The organism is Terriglobales bacterium, assembly GCA_035543055.1.
In the GTDB taxonomy this organism is placed as follows: domain Bacteria; phylum Acidobacteriota; class Terriglobia; order Terriglobales; family Acidobacteriaceae; genus JAIQFD01.
Genome location: DATKKJ010000054.1, coordinates 24,866 through 39,063, shown reverse-complemented (window position 1 = coordinate 39,063; position 14,198 = coordinate 24,866). Strand labels below are relative to the sequence as shown.

The window sequence follows — 14,198 nt, the reverse complement described above, 5'->3', positions numbered from 1 at the left end:
CCTGTCTTCCCCGCGATTCTGGCGGCTATTTCGCCCGCGGATGGGTGGCGTCGTACACCTGCAGGACCTGTTTCATCGACAGCTGGGTGTAGCGCTGGGTGGTCGAGAGCCGCTCATGCCCCAGCAGCTCCTGGATGGCGCGCAGGTCCGCTCCCTCTTCCAGCAGGTGCGTCCCGAAGGCGTGCCGCAGGGTATGCGGATGCACGTCGGGCGAGAGCCCCTTGGCCACCGCGATCTGCTTCACGATGCGGCCCACGCTGCGGGTGGTCAGAGGCGTACACCGACGGCTCAGCAGCAGCGCTCGCATGCTCCCCTTTCTCTTCTGCTCGCTCAGGAGCTGTTGGCGCGTGGGAAGGTACGCCTCGAGGGCGGCGGTCGCCGCCTCTCCGAACGGCACGTATCTCTCCTTCTTGCCCTTCCCGCGCACCAGGATGGCCCCGTTGGACCAGCGGATATCATCCAGTTGGATCCCCACCAGTTCCGAGTTGCGGATGCCGCAACCATAGAGCAGTTCCAGGATCATCAGGTCGCGCTCCGGCCAGGCGGCGCACTCCGGCGCCCCTCCGTCCAGCACCGCGTTCATCTCCTCGATGGTGGGGACCCGCGGCAGCGTCTTCGGCAGCTTAGGCGTGGACACCAGCAACGCCGGGTTCTGCTCCACCACCCCTTCCTGGGCCAGCCAGCGGTAGAGCGAACGCAACGCCGCCAGCGACCGCGCCACCGACGTCTTGCTCAGGCCGCTCTCGTAGAGGTGCGACAGGAAGCCGCGGATGCGAACGTGGTCGACGTCTTTCCACGCTGCGCCCTCTCCCACGAAAGCCGCGAAGCGCCCCAGGTCATTGGTGTACGCCCGGATGGTGTGCAGCGATGCGTTTTTCTCGCGCAACGATCTCAAGAACTTCGCGATGTCCTTCTCGACCTTCATTCGCTCCCTGTCTCCGCGCCTCTGTGGTGGCCTTTCTTTGCCCGCGGATGATGGTCCCGGTACACGGTCTTCAGGCGGTCGAGCGCCAGGTGCGTGTACACCTGGGTGGTGGCGATGTCGGCATGGCCGAGGATGGTCTGCACCGTGCGCAGGTCGGCGCCTTTCTCGACCATGTGGGTGGCGCAGCTATGGCGCAGCATGTGCGGGCTGGCTGCTCGTCCCGCCGAAGCCGACGCTGCCCGCACCATCTGCCACACCCGTTGCCGCGTCAGGGCCCGAGCTCCCCTCGCAATGAAGCACAGCGGGCTTCCCTTCCCGGCCGCCAACGCGCCCCGCCAGTTCTTCAGATAGTCCTCCAGCGCATCGACCGCCGGCTTCCCCAGGGGCACGATGCGTTCCTTGTCTCCCTTGCCCCGCACCAGGACGTAACCAAGCTCCAGCTTCAGGTCTTCCAGCTTCACTCCGACCATCTCCGAGACCCGCAGCGCGCCTCCGTAGAGCACCTCCAGCATCGCCCGGTCCCGGGCGGCGACCGCCTGCTCCAGCTTGGACCTTGGGGCGCGCGCGCGCGGCCCCAGCAGGCCGCCGATCTCCTCCCGCGAAAGCGCCTTGGGCAGCACCTTCCATTGTCTCGGGGTCTCCAGGTTCAAGGTCGGATCGTGTTCGACCATCCGGTCGAGCAGCAGGTATTTGTAGAAATGACGCAACGTCGAGAGCTTGCGGGCCACCGAGCGCCCGTCCAGCCGGTTGGCGAACAGCCGGTCCAGGAAGTCACGGACATCGTCGCGCCTGGCCGCAAGCAGCGCCCGGCGACGCCCTTCCAGGAACTCTGCGAATTGCAGCAGGTCGGCGGTGTAGGCCGCGACCGTCAGCCGCGCCAGTCCCTTCTCGACTTTCAGATAGTCGCTGAAAGCCGCGATCACCTGCTGGTTCTTGCCGGTTCCCGACACGTGGCCATCTTCGCATTATCGGACGTTGTCCGCGATACCTGCCTTGGTTCCCTCGCCAGCGGCCTTTTTCTTTACACTCTTTAGCCGTATGACATTCCACACCGAGTACCTGACCTTCCATACCAAGAGGCATCGCGAATACGTGCACATCACGCCCCAGGTGGAGGCCATCGTGCGCAAGAGCGGGATCAAGGAGGGCATGGTGCTGGTCTCCGCCATGCACATCACCGCCGGCGTCTATGTGAACGACGACGAGTCGGGCCTGATCCAGGACATCGACGACTGGCTGGAAAAGCTGGCGCCCTTCCGCCAGGAGTACCGCCACCATCACACCGGCGAGGACAACGGCGACTCCCACCTGAAGGCCATCCTGGTGCACCACCAGGTGATCGTGCCCGTCACCGCCGGCCGCCTCGATTTCGGCACCTGGCAGCGCGTCTTCTACGCCGAATTCGACGGCCAGCGCAGCAAGCGCGTGCTGGTGAAGGTGATGGGCGAATGAGACCGGCCCGATGTCGATGTCGTGGGTCACGTCTTCGGGTGACCGGAATCACTGCCGGTTTCCGCTCTACGTTCCATTGTTGAGGTGTAGCAAGAAGGGAGCGGAAAGTGTCCCCGTGCGCGCCCGGATGTGCGTCGATTCCGGTCGGCTGCGCCGTCCTTGACCTCCCGTCGTTTTTTCTGACCCACGAATTCATCATCGCCGTCACCGGTGGCGCCCTCGTTCTCGCGGTGGTCGTGTGGTGGACCACTCGCCGGCGCTACCAGCGAACCTGCGCCGACCTGGCCCGTGCCCTGGAGACGGCCCGGCAGCGCGAGCAGGAACGCGACCTGGCCCAGGAGGAGCTGGCCAACCGCCTCAGCCAGCAACGAGAACTGGCCCGCGAAAAACACCAGTTCCAGGCCCAGCTGGCTGAATACGAGAAGTATGCCGCCCTGGCCCAGCTCGCCATGGGCGCCGCCCACGAGATCAATAATCCCCTGCTCGGCATCTTCTCCCACCTGGAGCTGGAGCTGCGCGCCGCCCGCGACGCGGAGCAGCGCGCCGAGCTCGAGCAGTGCATCGAGGGCGCAAAACGCATCTCGGCCACCATCCATGGCCTACTGAACTATGCCCGCCCCGGGCCCCTGCTGATCAGCAAGATCCATCTCGATCGCCTGGTCACAGACACCTTGGATTTCCTCCGCCACCAGCCGCTGTTCCACGGTATCGAGCTGGTGAAAGATGTCCCCCCCGACCTGCCCCAGATCTCGGCCGACGCCAACCAGCTCTCCCAGGTGCTGATGAACCTGCTGCTCAACGCCGGCCAGGCCACCGACGAGGGCGGGCGCATCGCGGTCACCGCCCGCAAGGTGAAGTTCGAGGAACAGATCGAGATCGCCGTCTCCGACACCGGCTGCGGCATCCCCGCGGACATCCTGCCCCGCGTCACCGAGCCCTTTTTCACCACCAAGCGCGGCAAGGGCACGGGGCTCGGCCTGAGTATCAGCCAGTCCTATATGCGCAGTCACAAGGGCGATCTGCGCATCGAGAGCAACCCCGGCCAGGGCACGACCGTGCGCATCACTCTGCCCATCCGCCAGGTCGGCCGCCCGGCCCCGGAATTTGAAGAGGTGGTGACCTGATGGCCTACTCCATCCTGGTCGTGGACGACGAGGCGCTCACCCTGCGCACCATCAGCCGCGCCCTCCGCGAGGAAGGTTTCGAGGTGGAGGTCGCCACTAGTGGCGAACAGGCCCTGGAGAGGTTCGCCCAGGACCATCCCAGCCTGGTGCTGCTCGACGTGGTGCTGCCCGGCATGGATGGCGTCGAGGTCCTGCGCGAGATCAAGCAGCAGTCTCCGCAGACCATCGCCATCATGATGAGCGCCTACCACCAGGTGGACCGCGCGGTCGAAGCCATGAAGCTCGGCGCTTACGACTTCCTGGTCAAACCCTTCCACCTCGCCGACATGGTGAACACCGTCCGCCGCGCCACCGAGATGCTCGCCCTGCGCGTCCGGGTCAGCGAGTCGGTGCAGAACGCCAAGGGACGCTACGATTTCGGCCGCGTCGTCACCCTCAATCCCGACGTGCGCGAGATGCTCGAGGTCTGCCGCAAAGCCGCCGAGAGCGACCGCACCACCATCCTCGTCACCGGCGAAAGCGGCACCGGCAAGGAAGTGCTGGCCAAGGCCATCCACTACCACAGCCCCCGTGCCCACATGCCCCTCATCGAGCTGAATTGCGCCGCCCTGCCCGAGACCCTCCTGGAGAGCGAGCTTTTCGGCTACGAGCAGGGCGCCTTCACCGACGCCCGCCGCCGCAAGGAAGGCCTCATCGAGCGCGCCAACCACGGCACCCTCTTCCTTGATGAGATCGGCGACATGTCGCTCAACGTCCAGGCCAAGTTGCTGCGCGTCCTCGAGGAAGGCACCTTCATGCGTCTCGGTGGCACCCGGGTGATCAGCGTGGACGTGCGCATCATCGCCGCCACCAACAAGGACCTGAAGGAGCTGATCGCCGCCGGCAAGTTCCGCGAGGACCTGTATTACCGCCTGGCGGTCGTCCCCCTGCGAATTCACGCTCTGCGCGAGCGCAAGGAAGACATCGTGCCGTTAGCCTTAGACCTGATGCAGCGTTACAACCGGGACTTAAAGAAGAACTTTACCGGCCTGACGCCCGCCGCCGCCGAGCTCCTGACTTCCTATCCCTGGCCGGGAAACGTCCGTGAATTGCGCAACGTCATCGAGCGCACCATGATCCTGGCCCCGGAAGGCGACATCGACGCCGCCTCCCTGCCCGAGGAGATCCGCGACTACGTGCGGCCTAAGGCCGCGGAGCCCCCGATGTCGTCCGGCTTCGACGTTTCTCCCACCGGCCACCAGTTCCTGAGCCTCGACGAACTGGAAGACCGCTACATCCAGGAAGTGCTGACCGCCAGCGGCAATAACAAGACCCAGGCCGCCCGCATCCTGGGCATCCACCCCACTTCCCTGCTCCGCCGCCTCAAGCGTTCGCACTCGGATAACTGATTACAATGCAGCATGCGCTGGCTAATGTTTGCTCTTTGCGTACTTGTTTTCGTCTCACTGCTTGTATTTGGCCAAACCCCCGGAAGAAAGGCCGTTCCAATACCGCCACAAGAACGAGGTGCACTGATCGCGCTTTACAACAGCAGCCAGGGCGAAAACTGGAAAAAGCACGACGGATGGCTCGGCCCCGTCGGTACGGAGTGTATGTGGTATGGGGTTCGCTGCGACTTCGGAATCGAAGGCGGCACGGTCACGAGCATCGATCTTCTGGACAACAACCTGACCGGCAAGATCCCGGATGAGTTAGGAGGTTTGACTCACTTGGAATGGTTGAACGTATTGCAGAACCACCTTTCCGGGCGATTTCCGGAGCTCTTGCTTCAGCGCTGGATTCAAGGCGAGTTGCAGATTGCTGGAGAGCCCCGACTGTTTACCGCAGTGAGTGAGGTCGATTTCGAAAGCGTCGCAACATCCATCCTGTGTGCTCAGCACAGAATCATCGTTCGAAGTGATGGCAGCGCCATTCAGTACACAGAGCGCTGCCGAGCAGCGAATCCGAAGGACCGCCGCACCTTTTGTGAGATCAGGCATGGCCGCGTTTGGCCGGGTGACTTCGCACGCCTTGGGTTCTCATTGGAGTGGAATGGATTCTTTAGCCTGAGGTCGAACTATGAGCGCGACATCACGCATGGAAACTTCAGGTCGATGCGCGTGATTGCAGGTGATAAGACGCACGAAGTTGTCGAATACGCTGGCGGTGGACCTCTTCAGCTTTGGGCATTTCAGATGGCCATCGAAGGCATTGCCGGGCAAGCAGAGTGGAACAATACGACAACACGGTCCGACTGTCCCCGATGGGAACCGACCAAGAAATCTGCTCGCTAGCGATTCCGACAACGTGGCCCACGCCCCTCGCGCCGGCCCGCTCGCGCCGGAGGCGCTTAATGAAAAATAGGCCGGCAGTTTACTGCCGGGTCAGCGGCCGTTTGAAGAAATGAGTCCCGTAGGGACGACTGAAGTCACCGCAGCAGCTCCTCCACCACCGCCTCCACGTGGATCACTGTTGTATCCAGGAACTCGATGTCGGACTTGCCCTCGCGTAACAGCAGCGGCAACTCCGTCCCCGCCAGCACGATAGCCTCGACACCGTCTTCGGCTTTCATCCGCTGCGCGATCCGCAGCACCTCGGCGCGCGTCTCCGGCAGGAACTTGCCGATCAGCAGCTCACCGAGATACTTCTCGTGGATGAAAGCAATCTCCGCCTCCTTCGGCGCCGCCAGTGCTATCCCCGCCCGCCGGAACTCCTCGGGATAGAAGGTCCCGCGCATGGTGAAGCCGGTGCCGAAGAGCCCGACTTTCTTCATCCCCAGCGCCCTGGCGCGGTCGGAGGTGGCGCGAACGATGCTGATCAGGGGGATCGGCGACCGCGCCTGCACCTGGTCGAAGACGATGTGCGGCGTGTTGGCGGCAAAGAAGCCGAAGTCGGCGCCGGCCCGCGCTACCTTCTCGACCCCGGACGCCAGGTACTCGGTGAGCTCGGCGAGCCGCCCGCTGTCCACCAGCTCGATCCCCTTGTCCACGTCAAGGCTGCAGATGATGAACTCCGGGTATCCGGCGTTCCCCCGCCGCGCGCGGTAGCCCGCGATGATCAAGCGGTAGTAGTCGATGGTGGATTCGGGCCCCAGCCCGCCGATCATGCCCGCGGTCTTCATGGCACTTACGATAAGCCAAGCGGACTACGGCCGCCGCCATGGCAACCGTTCCCGCCCGAGCAACCCGACAAAAGCCAGCCTAAACGGCAGAAATCAGCCTGCTTAGGGCAAAACCCAGTATTTCACCCAAGAAATCCTAAAAAACCTGTTTACCTTGCCCAGAAATTGAGGCATATTGTTGCTTAACTTGGTTCCAGCCCCAGCCACGAACCGGCCGAGGGCCCATCGTGGAGCGTCCTGCGGACGCCCGGAGGTGATTGATGAAGAACATCCATGAGGTTCTGAGGGCGAAGGAACAACTGCTGGAGCAGACCCAGCGCGACATCGAGGCGTTGCGCCACACCATCAAGCTGCTCAGCGATGAAGAATCCGGCGACGTCGTTTCGGCGGGAGCCTCTTCCCTGAGCGCCATGCCGGTGCCGCCCATGATGATGCGGCCGGCGGGCGCCAAGGACCCCGGCTACTCCGCCTGGGATGCCGGATCCAAGCAGCTCCCGTGAGGATCCCGTAAGGGGCTAGGATGGCGATCGCGGGAATCCCGGTTCCCGGCTCGTACGCGTACCCTCCAAGGTCGGCGCGGCGCCGCTTTGCGCGTCGCACGGTCGAAGGCAAGGGGATCTGCGCAGAAATCGACGCCGCCTCCCGTGCCCGCGTTCTCGACTTGAGCGAGGGCGGCATGCGGGTAGCAGCTCCCAGGGCCCCGGACCTCCCCGCCGGCTCGGCCATTTCCTTCTCTCTTCCCGACGGCTCCGACATCAGCGTCAACTGCGAGATGGTGTGGACACACACCTCCGGTGTCGCCGGTCTGCGCTTCCTTGCCTTCTCGCACAACAGCCAGGCGAGACTCGCGCAGTGGCTCTGCGGCGAGCAAGCCGCAGCCCACCCGGGAAATGATGACCCTGCGCCTGTGGGGAGCGAGCCGGCCATCGCCGTCGCCGCCTTGCCTCGGTCTCCGGGACCCCGCCCCATCACCGAATGGGAAGCGGAGGCGGACCATCCCGGCCTGGAGGCGCTCATCCGCAAGATGATGGTGATGACTGCGGCCGACGGCGCCGCCATCGTCCTTCGTAAGGATGACGCCATCCTCTGCCGCGCCCGGGCCGGCAATGCGCCGGCGCTTGGCGCCCGGCTCGATCCCCAGGCCGGACTTTCAGGAAGGTGTGTGGGGTCGGGCGAACCGGTGCTCTGTCCCGATACCGAATCCGATCCCACCGTGAACGCCGAAGTCTGTCGGGCCCTGCGTCTGCGGGCGGCGCTGCTGGTGCCAGTCAAGCACGGCGGGCGGGTCGAGGGCGTGTTCGAGGTCTTTTCCAGCAAGCCGAATGTCTTCGACCTCGGCGACATTGCGGCCCTGCAGCGCCTCTCCCAGGCGGTCGTCGAATTCCTGCCGCCGGGGGAACCGCTCCCCAGTCGGGCGCCCGAGCCGCCCCCAGAGCCCGTCCCTGCCGAGACCGCGGACAGCGCCGTGGCCGCTCCGCACAGCACGCTCATCGCCGAGGAGTCCCGCGCAGAGATCGTGCCGCCCAAGTCGCTGGTCTGGCCGACCATGGTCCTCGGCCAGATCAGGGACCCGCATTACCGCGAGTGGAAGCGGGTGGTGTACTGGTCGGCCTTGGGGTTGCGCAAGATCCTGTCGCTGGCGACGCTCGCCGTGCCGCTCTGCTATTTCGTTTACTTCCTGGTTGGCCCGGTCATCCGGCCCGGCGCCGTGCACGGATCGCGCTTGTTCGAGTACATCACCCAGGTGGTCGAGCCGGGGATGCAGTTTGCCGAGGACTTCTTCTCATTCCGCGCCGTGGTCCGCGGCTGGAATCTCATGTTCCTGGTGGTGGCAGTGATCGCGCTGATCGGGCGCGGACTCGCCTTGAAGCCGCTCAACTTCCTGCTCCGCAAGGTGGAAGCCCTGACCCAGCCGAAGAAGCGGTACGGATACGTTCCGTACCTGCCCCATCGCACCGAGTTTCACTAGCCCGCTGCTTATCTGCCCAGGAACTTCTCCAGCGTCTCGAGGTCGGATTCGGCTTCCGCCGCATAGCGCTTGGCGCGCTCCAGGTCCTCGTGTTGGATGGCGTTCTGGGCTTTGGCCAGATTGACGTTCAGCCGGCTCTGTGCCGAGGCCATGTCGCCGCGCAGCCCATATCCGGACGCGTTCTGCTGGCGCTGCAGGGTGTTGAGGCTGGCGTTCACCGCACCTGCGCGCCCGGTCAGTTGGTCGATCTGGTGCTCCACCACGTCGAGTTGCGCCTTCCGCTCGGCGGCAGCGCGAGCAGCTTCCGCGGCCGCCTTCTCTTGCGCCAGCCGTTGCGCCTTGGCGCGGGCGAGAGCGTCAGCGTCCGCAGTCGAACCCGCTGGTGTGGGCGCGGCTGCTGGAGCCGCGGCTGGCGGCGGGGTCGGTGCCGGCGCTTCCTGGATCGCCTTGGTCGGCTGCACGGCGTCGGATGCGGAAGCCTTCTTGTGCCCCGGCATATAGAGTCCGGCGGCGACCAGGGCCACGACCACCAGCAACCCCCCGAGCGCGATGTAAAGCCCACGGTGGCTGCCGGAGGCTGCGACGGGCGGATGGGAAGCGGGCGCTGCTGCATACTGCGGCGCGGCTGCCTGCCGCGGAGGAGGTGCCGGGACTGTCGCGAAGGCCTGACGGTAGGTGGGCGCCGCCGGAGCAGTTGGAGCTGCGCTTGCAGCCGGCGCCGGCACGCTGGGGATCGCCGGGTTCGGCGCCGTTGGCGCCATCGACGCCGCGATGGTGTTGTCGGTCGAGCCCTGCACGACCGTCCGGTCGTTGGCCGCTACGGTGCCGACCGTGGGCGCATTGGCGAAGGTGTAGTCGCTGGAGCCCCGCACGATCGTCCGGTCGTCCGCCGGCACCAGAGCGCGCGCCTGGCGCACGGCCGCGCGGAACGCGTCCGCCGTCTGGTAGCGCTCGCCTGGCGGCTTGGCGATCGACTTCAGGATCAGCTGGTTGACCAGCGGCGGGATGTCGGGATGCAACTCGATGGGCGGCGTCGGCGCCTGGTTGATGTGCGCCGCCATGATAGAGAAGCTGCTGCCCTCATCGAACGGCTTCTTCCCCGTCACCATCTCGTAGAGCGAGATCCCCAGCGAGTAGAGGTCGGAACGCTCGTCGGTCTTTTCGCCCTTCACCTGCTCCGGCGACATGTAACTGATGGATCCTAGGGTCGAGCCGGTTGCGGTGAGCTTCTTGGCGTCCTCGGCCGCCTCGGTGTGGGCGATGCCGAAGTCCATCAACTTCACGACTCCCTGGCGGGTCAGCATCATGTTCGCCGGCTTGATGTCGCGGTGGATGACGTGGTTCTTGTGCGCGTAGCTGAGCGCGTCCAGCACCTGGTCGAGATAATTCAGCGCATCCGCGATCGGGATGGCCCCGGCATTGAGCCGCGACGACAGCGATTCGCCCTCCACGTATTCCATCACCATGACCAACTGGTTCTCGATGGTCAGGGCCGTGCGCAGGGCGGCGATGTTGGGGTGGTTGAGCGCCGCCAGCACCTTGATCTCGCGCAGGAAACGCGCCGCCACCTCTTCATGGCCCTGCAGGTTGGGCAGCAGCACCTTCATGGCTTCGACCCGGTCGGTCAGGACGTTGCGCACCCGGTACACGCGGCCCATGCCGCCCGCGCCCAACTCGCCAAGGATCTCGTAATCGCCTATGCGCTTGATCGGGGACTCACTCATGGCCAGGACTCCTGTGGAAAGCGGCGAAATTATGCTCTGCCGCTCCCGGATGGTCAAGGAAAGGTCGAGCCGCCTGGGAGGATTTGAAGGCCACTGCAAAGCAGTGGGAGCACCGCACAAGAGAAAAACCCGCGCCGGCGGGCGATTGCTTGCCGTTTCGTTGTTCCTCTCCTGATAAGCTTGTTTCGAAGGAGCGGACCGTGCGGTGGTGTTTGGTTGTGCTGATTCTCTCGCTATCGGCTGTCGGGTTCAGCCAGGTTCTTGCGCAAACGGCTTCCCAGGCTGATAGTGCGTCGCAATTATATGAGCGCGCGATGAACGGCCTTATCGGAAGCAGCCAAAGCCGCAGTGACCTCAACTCCGTCAGCTTGTTCCGCAGATCTGCAGAGATGGGATACGTGCCAGCACAAGTGGTGCTCGGCTATCTCTACGAGACGGGCCTACTCGTCACCAAGGACGCGTCGCACGCACTGACTTGGTATAAGAAGGCGGCACAACAGAACGATCCCCTCGCGCAATGGCTCGTCGGCCGACTGATTCTCGCCGGCCTGATTCCGCCGCGCGACGTGACTGAGGCCGCCGCATGGCTACAGAAGTCCGCCACGCAGGGCGATCCCTTCGGCGAATATTTGCTGGGTATGATCCGGCTGGAAAGGCAGGAATACACTCTGGCTGCGGAGTCGTTTCAAAAGGCCGCCGAGCAGGGCCTTCCGCAGGCTCAGTACCGGCTCGGCACGCTGTTGAAAGAGGGGCGGGGGGTAGATCGCGACAAGTTCAACGGCTATGTGTGGTTCCTCGTCAGTTCTGACGCAGGATATCCAGACGTTAGATCGGATGATCTCCAATCACTTGAAGCGGATCTTGGCAGCGTCCGCACAGAAGAAGGCAAGACGAAGGCCCGCAAACTCGAGAAGGACTTCGCCCGCGCCGTGGTCGCTCATGGCTGCACAGGGTGGCCCGGCGAATTCGACGCAATTCCACTGCCACCGCCTCCAGAGCTGCAAAAATTCTGTCGTTAGAGGAGCACAATAACCAATCCGACGAGAATTCGTGGCGGGCTGCTTCTACGCCCCTGCAAAACGCATCGCTTCCACGCATTTCGCTAGGCGAAATCCAGCGCCCACTCTCCTGACCTCCCCCAACCCCTTTCCCTTCACCACATTCCGACTGCGCCCCAACGTGCTCTGTCCACAGTGGAAGTCAGGAGGCGCGTATGTCGATCCTCTTTGTACTGCTCACCTTCCTGCTCATCATGGTGATCACCTATTTCGTCAAGGGCAGGGATGTCGGCACGGCGGTCGCCCGGACCCTGGCCCCGCCTCTGCAACCGGTGATGACCCGCGAGATGGGTTTCGATCTTCCCCGCGGCTACTTCTTCCATCCCGGACATACCTGGGCGCTCGACGAAGGCAATCAGAACGCTCGCATCGGGCTGGACTCCTTCGCCGCCACCCTGATCGGCAAGCCGGAGCGCATTGAAGTCGCCGCCCTGAACCGCTGGGTGCGTCAAGGGCAGAGGCTGTGGAGCGTCTGCTTCGACGGCCAGACCGTGGACATGCTCTCTCCCATCGAAGGCGTGCTGGTCTCGGTCAACCAGGGTGTGCTCGCCAATCCCGAACTGGCGGTCGCCGATCCCTACAAGGAAGGCTGGATCTGCGTCATCAAGTCGCCCGAGATCAACACCAATCTCAAGAACCTGGTGCAGGGGCCGATGGTCGCGCCCTGGATGCAGGGCACGCTCAGCCGCCTGGCTGCTATGACTGCTCAGTCGGCTGCGGTCATGCAGGATGGCGGGCAGCCGGTCGCCGGTCTGCTCAAGCGCCTGGAGCCGGTCCTCCAGCGCCGCGTCGTCCGTGAATTCCTTTTGACCTAGCTGTGGCAGTGAACGCATGAGGAGGTTATGACCATGGAAACCAGATCGAACGCGTTACTGATCGACATCACCAAGTGCGTCGGCTGCCAGGCCTGCGAGCAAGCCTGCAAGGAGCTCCACGGATTTCCCAAGGAACACGAGACCGCGCTCTCCGAGACCGCGCTGACCGTGGTGAGCGAGCGCGGCGGCAAGTTCGTCCGCCGCCAGTGCATGCACTGCCAGAGCCCGGCCTGCGCCTCGGCCTGCCCGGTCGGCGCTCTCATCAAGACCAGCGAAGGCGCCGTGCGCTACGACGGCAGCAAGTGCATCGGCTGCCGCTACTGCATGATCGCCTGCCCCTTCGACGTCCCCAAGTACGAATGGAGCAAGCTGGCGCCCTACGTCACCAAGTGCGACCTGTGCGCCGAGCGCACCCTTGCCGGCAAGCCCACGGCCTGCGCCGAGGTCTGCCCCACCGGCGCCACCATGTTCGGCGACCGCGAGGCCCTGCTGGCCGAGGCCCACAAGCGCATCGCGGAGAACCCGGCCTACGTCCGCAAGATCTACGGCGAGATCGAGGTGGGCGGCACTTCCGTCTTCTATCTCTCCGACGTCCCCTTCGAGGACCTGGGCTTCGTGACCGCGCCCATGAACCAGCCCCTGCCCACGCTGAGCGCCGCCGCGCTGGGCGAAGTGCCGACCGTCGTCCTGGTCGGCGGTTCCCTGCTCTCCGGCCTCTATTGGTTCACGCAGCGCAAGCGCGAGGTCGCGCTGGCTGAAAGCCGCGTCGACGACTCGCAGAAAAGGAGCTGAGCCATGTTGCAGACCATCACCAACAAGATCACGATGTGGCGCGTGCTGGTGGCGCTGATCTTCGCCTCCGGCCTCTGGGCCACCTACCTCCGCTTCGTGAAGGGATTCGCGGTGGCCACCAACATGTCGAACGCTCAGCCCTGGGGCATCTGGGTCGGGCTGGCCACCCTGGGCGGCGTCGGCCTCTCCGCCGGCGGCTTCGCCATCGCCGGCGGCGTTTACCTGCTGGGCATGGAGCGCTACCGCCCACTCGCCCGCTGCGCCGTCTTGATCGCCTTCCTGGGCTATCTCTCGGTCTGCGCCGGCTACGCCTGGGAGTTGGGGCTGCCCTGGAACTTCTGGCACCCCATCGTCATGTGGAACCGCTCCTCCGTCCTCTTTGAAGTGGTCTGGTGCATCATGCTTTACACCACGGTGCTGGCCCTGGAATTCTCCCCGGCGCTGGCCGAGAAGATCCCCTGGAAGCGCGCCCGTGAGCTCTTCCTGGCCTGGCAGCACCGCATCCTGATCGGCCTGGTGCTGATCGGCGTGCTGCTCTCCTCCCTGCACCAGTCCTTCCTGGGCGGGCTGTTCATCATCTTCAAGGGCAAGATGTACCCGCTCTGGTACAGCAATTACCAGACGACACTCTTCTACTTGTCGGCCATTCCCGCCGGCATGGCCCTCATCATCATGGCCCTGTACCTCTCGGTGCGCTCGCTGAACGTCCGTCTCGACCTGAAGCTGCTGGATGACCTGCGCCGCATGATCATTCCTTTGCTGGTGCTGTTCGCGCTCTTCCGCTTCGGCGACCTGGCCCGGCAGCAGGCCCTCGGCTACCTCTTCAAGCCGGTCGAGGAGACCGCTTACTTCTGGCTGGAGGTGGCGCTGTTCGTGGTGGTGCCGCTGGTGATGTTCAACCTGCGGCCCGTCTTCCAGCAGCCCATCGGGCTGTACTGGGCCGCCGCCGCTACCGTCGCCGGCTTCATTGTGCACCGTATCAACGTCTCCATCACCTCGCTGGAGCGGGCCACGCACGCCGGGTACGTGCCCAAGTGGCCGGAGATGGCGGTCACCATCATGCTGGTGACGGCCGCCGTGCTGGCCTTCCGCCTGGCGGTGCTCCACCTGCGCATCTTCCCGCGCAGCGAGCCGCCGCGCGAGCTGCCTCACTTCCGCCTGCCGGTGGTTGAGCGCTACATGCCTCAGCCCGGCAGTGCGGATTGATCGACGGATTCGGGGGTCCGCCCCTGCGAACCC

General features: G+C 64.6%; 14 protein-coding genes. 10 read left to right on the top strand and 4 right to left on the bottom strand.

Features of this window, described 5'->3' with window-relative positions:
* Positions 1–25: 25 nt before the first annotated feature.
* Together VMS96_04225 and VMS96_04220 are read right to left on the bottom strand one after the other, a co-directional pair.
* Positions 26–925, bottom strand: a complete 900-nt coding sequence (locus VMS96_04225; GenBank protein ID HVP42611.1) for a tyrosine recombinase XerC — start codon at positions 923–925, stop codon at positions 26–28.
* Positions 922–1,875: a tyrosine recombinase gene (locus tag VMS96_04220; protein ID HVP42610.1), complete on the bottom strand. Its 954-nt coding sequence runs from the start codon at positions 1,873–1,875 to the stop codon at positions 922–924. The genes VMS96_04225 and VMS96_04220 overlap by 4 nt, the downstream gene beginning before the upstream one ends.
* An 88-nt stretch (positions 1,876–1,963) precedes the next feature.
* Here VMS96_04220 and VMS96_04215 point away from each other — a divergent pair, with 88 nt between their 5' ends.
* The 4 genes from VMS96_04215 to VMS96_04200 all read left to right on the top strand — a co-directional run bounded on the left by VMS96_04215 (position 1,964) and on the right by VMS96_04200 (position 5,774).
* Positions 1,964–2,377: a secondary thiamine-phosphate synthase enzyme YjbQ gene (locus VMS96_04215; protein ID HVP42609.1), complete on the top strand. Its 414-nt coding sequence runs from the start codon at positions 1,964–1,966 to the stop codon at positions 2,375–2,377.
* Between the two features lie 107 nt (positions 2,378–2,484).
* Positions 2,485–3,501, top strand: coding sequence for an ATP-binding protein (locus VMS96_04210; protein ID HVP42608.1), 1,017 nt, complete (start codon positions 2,485–2,487; stop codon positions 3,499–3,501).
* Positions 3,501–4,889, top strand: coding sequence for a sigma-54 dependent transcriptional regulator (locus VMS96_04205; GenBank protein ID HVP42607.1), 1,389 nt, complete (start codon positions 3,501–3,503; stop codon positions 4,887–4,889). The genes VMS96_04210 and VMS96_04205 overlap by 1 nt, the downstream gene beginning before the upstream one ends.
* Before the next feature lie 12 nt (positions 4,890–4,901).
* The gene (locus tag VMS96_04200) at positions 4,902–5,774 is read left to right on the top strand and encodes a hypothetical protein (protein HVP42606.1); all 873 of its coding nucleotides are present in this window, start codon (positions 4,902–4,904) and stop codon (positions 5,772–5,774) included.
* A gap of 134 nt (positions 5,775–5,908) precedes the next feature.
* Here the strand turns inward: VMS96_04200 and VMS96_04195 are convergent, their stop codons facing one another.
* Positions 5,909–6,601 carry an amino acid racemase gene (locus VMS96_04195; GenBank protein HVP42605.1) on the bottom strand — a complete coding sequence of 231 codons (693 nt, stop codon included), beginning with the start codon at positions 6,599–6,601 and terminating at the stop codon, positions 5,909–5,911.
* Positions 6,602–6,861: 260 nt separating this feature from the next.
* On the opposite strand from VMS96_04195, the gene VMS96_04190 reads away from it, so the two are divergent.
* Both VMS96_04190 and VMS96_04185 read left to right on the top strand, forming a co-directional pair.
* Positions 6,862–7,101 (top strand): hypothetical protein, encoded by a 240-nt coding sequence (locus VMS96_04190; GenBank protein ID HVP42604.1) that lies wholly within the window; start codon positions 6,862–6,864, stop codon positions 7,099–7,101.
* Positions 7,102–7,121: 20 nt separating this feature from the next.
* Positions 7,122–8,570, top strand: a complete 1,449-nt coding sequence (locus VMS96_04185; GenBank protein HVP42603.1) for a GAF domain-containing protein — start codon at positions 7,122–7,124, stop codon at positions 8,568–8,570.
* Between the two features lie 8 nt (positions 8,571–8,578).
* Here the strand turns inward: VMS96_04185 and VMS96_04180 are convergent, their stop codons facing one another.
* On the bottom strand, positions 8,579–10,294 hold the full coding sequence (locus tag VMS96_04180) for a serine/threonine-protein kinase (GenBank protein HVP42602.1): 1,716 nt from the start codon (positions 10,292–10,294) through the stop codon (positions 8,579–8,581).
* Positions 10,295–10,377: 83 nt separating this feature from the next.
* Here VMS96_04180 and VMS96_04175 point away from each other — a divergent pair, with 83 nt between their 5' ends.
* The 4 genes from VMS96_04175 (at position 10,378) to nrfD (ending at position 14,165) form a co-directional block, all read left to right on the top strand.
* The gene (locus VMS96_04175; protein HVP42601.1) at positions 10,378–11,313 is read left to right on the top strand and encodes a tetratricopeptide repeat protein; all 936 of its coding nucleotides are present in this window, start codon (positions 10,378–10,380) and stop codon (positions 11,311–11,313) included.
* Positions 11,314–11,507: 194 nt separating this feature from the next.
* Positions 11,508–12,167, top strand: coding sequence for a glycine cleavage system protein H (locus tag VMS96_04170; protein ID HVP42600.1), 660 nt, complete (start codon positions 11,508–11,510; stop codon positions 12,165–12,167).
* Positions 12,168–12,200: 33 nt separating this feature from the next.
* Entirely contained in the window at positions 12,201–12,959 is a 759-nt protein-coding gene (locus VMS96_04165; protein HVP42599.1) for a 4Fe-4S dicluster domain-containing protein, read from the top strand.
* A 3-nt stretch (positions 12,960–12,962) separates the two neighbouring features.
* Entirely contained in the window at positions 12,963–14,165 is a 1,203-nt protein-coding gene (gene nrfD, locus VMS96_04160) for an NrfD/PsrC family molybdoenzyme membrane anchor subunit (GenBank protein HVP42598.1), read from the top strand.
* Positions 14,166–14,198: the final 33 nt, after the last annotated feature.

Coding starts and splice junctions, on each gene's coding strand:
- VMS96_04180 (HVP42602.1), bottom strand. CDS start 10,294: ATGAGTGAGTCCCCGATCAAGCGCATAGGCGATTACGAGATCCTTGGC.
- VMS96_04190 (HVP42604.1), top strand. CDS start 6,862: ATGAAGAACATCCATGAGGTTCTGAGGGCGAAGGAACAACTGCTGGAG.
- VMS96_04170 (HVP42600.1), top strand. CDS start 11,508: ATGTCGATCCTCTTTGTACTGCTCACCTTCCTGCTCATCATGGTGATC.
- VMS96_04205 (HVP42607.1), top strand. CDS start 3,501: ATGGCCTACTCCATCCTGGTCGTGGACGACGAGGCGCTCACCCTGCGC.
- VMS96_04200 (HVP42606.1), top strand. CDS start 4,902: ATGCGCTGGCTAATGTTTGCTCTTTGCGTACTTGTTTTCGTCTCACTG.
- nrfD (HVP42598.1), top strand. CDS start 12,963: ATGTTGCAGACCATCACCAACAAGATCACGATGTGGCGCGTGCTGGTG.
- VMS96_04195 (HVP42605.1), bottom strand. CDS start 6,601: ATGAAGACCGCGGGCATGATCGGCGGGCTGGGGCCCGAATCCACCATC.
- VMS96_04165 (HVP42599.1), top strand. CDS start 12,201: ATGGAAACCAGATCGAACGCGTTACTGATCGACATCACCAAGTGCGTC.
- VMS96_04185 (HVP42603.1), top strand. CDS start 7,122: ATGGCGATCGCGGGAATCCCGGTTCCCGGCTCGTACGCGTACCCTCCA.
- VMS96_04215 (HVP42609.1), top strand. CDS start 1,964: ATGACATTCCACACCGAGTACCTGACCTTCCATACCAAGAGGCATCGC.
- VMS96_04225 (HVP42611.1), bottom strand. CDS start 925: ATGAAGGTCGAGAAGGACATCGCGAAGTTCTTGAGATCGTTGCGCGAG.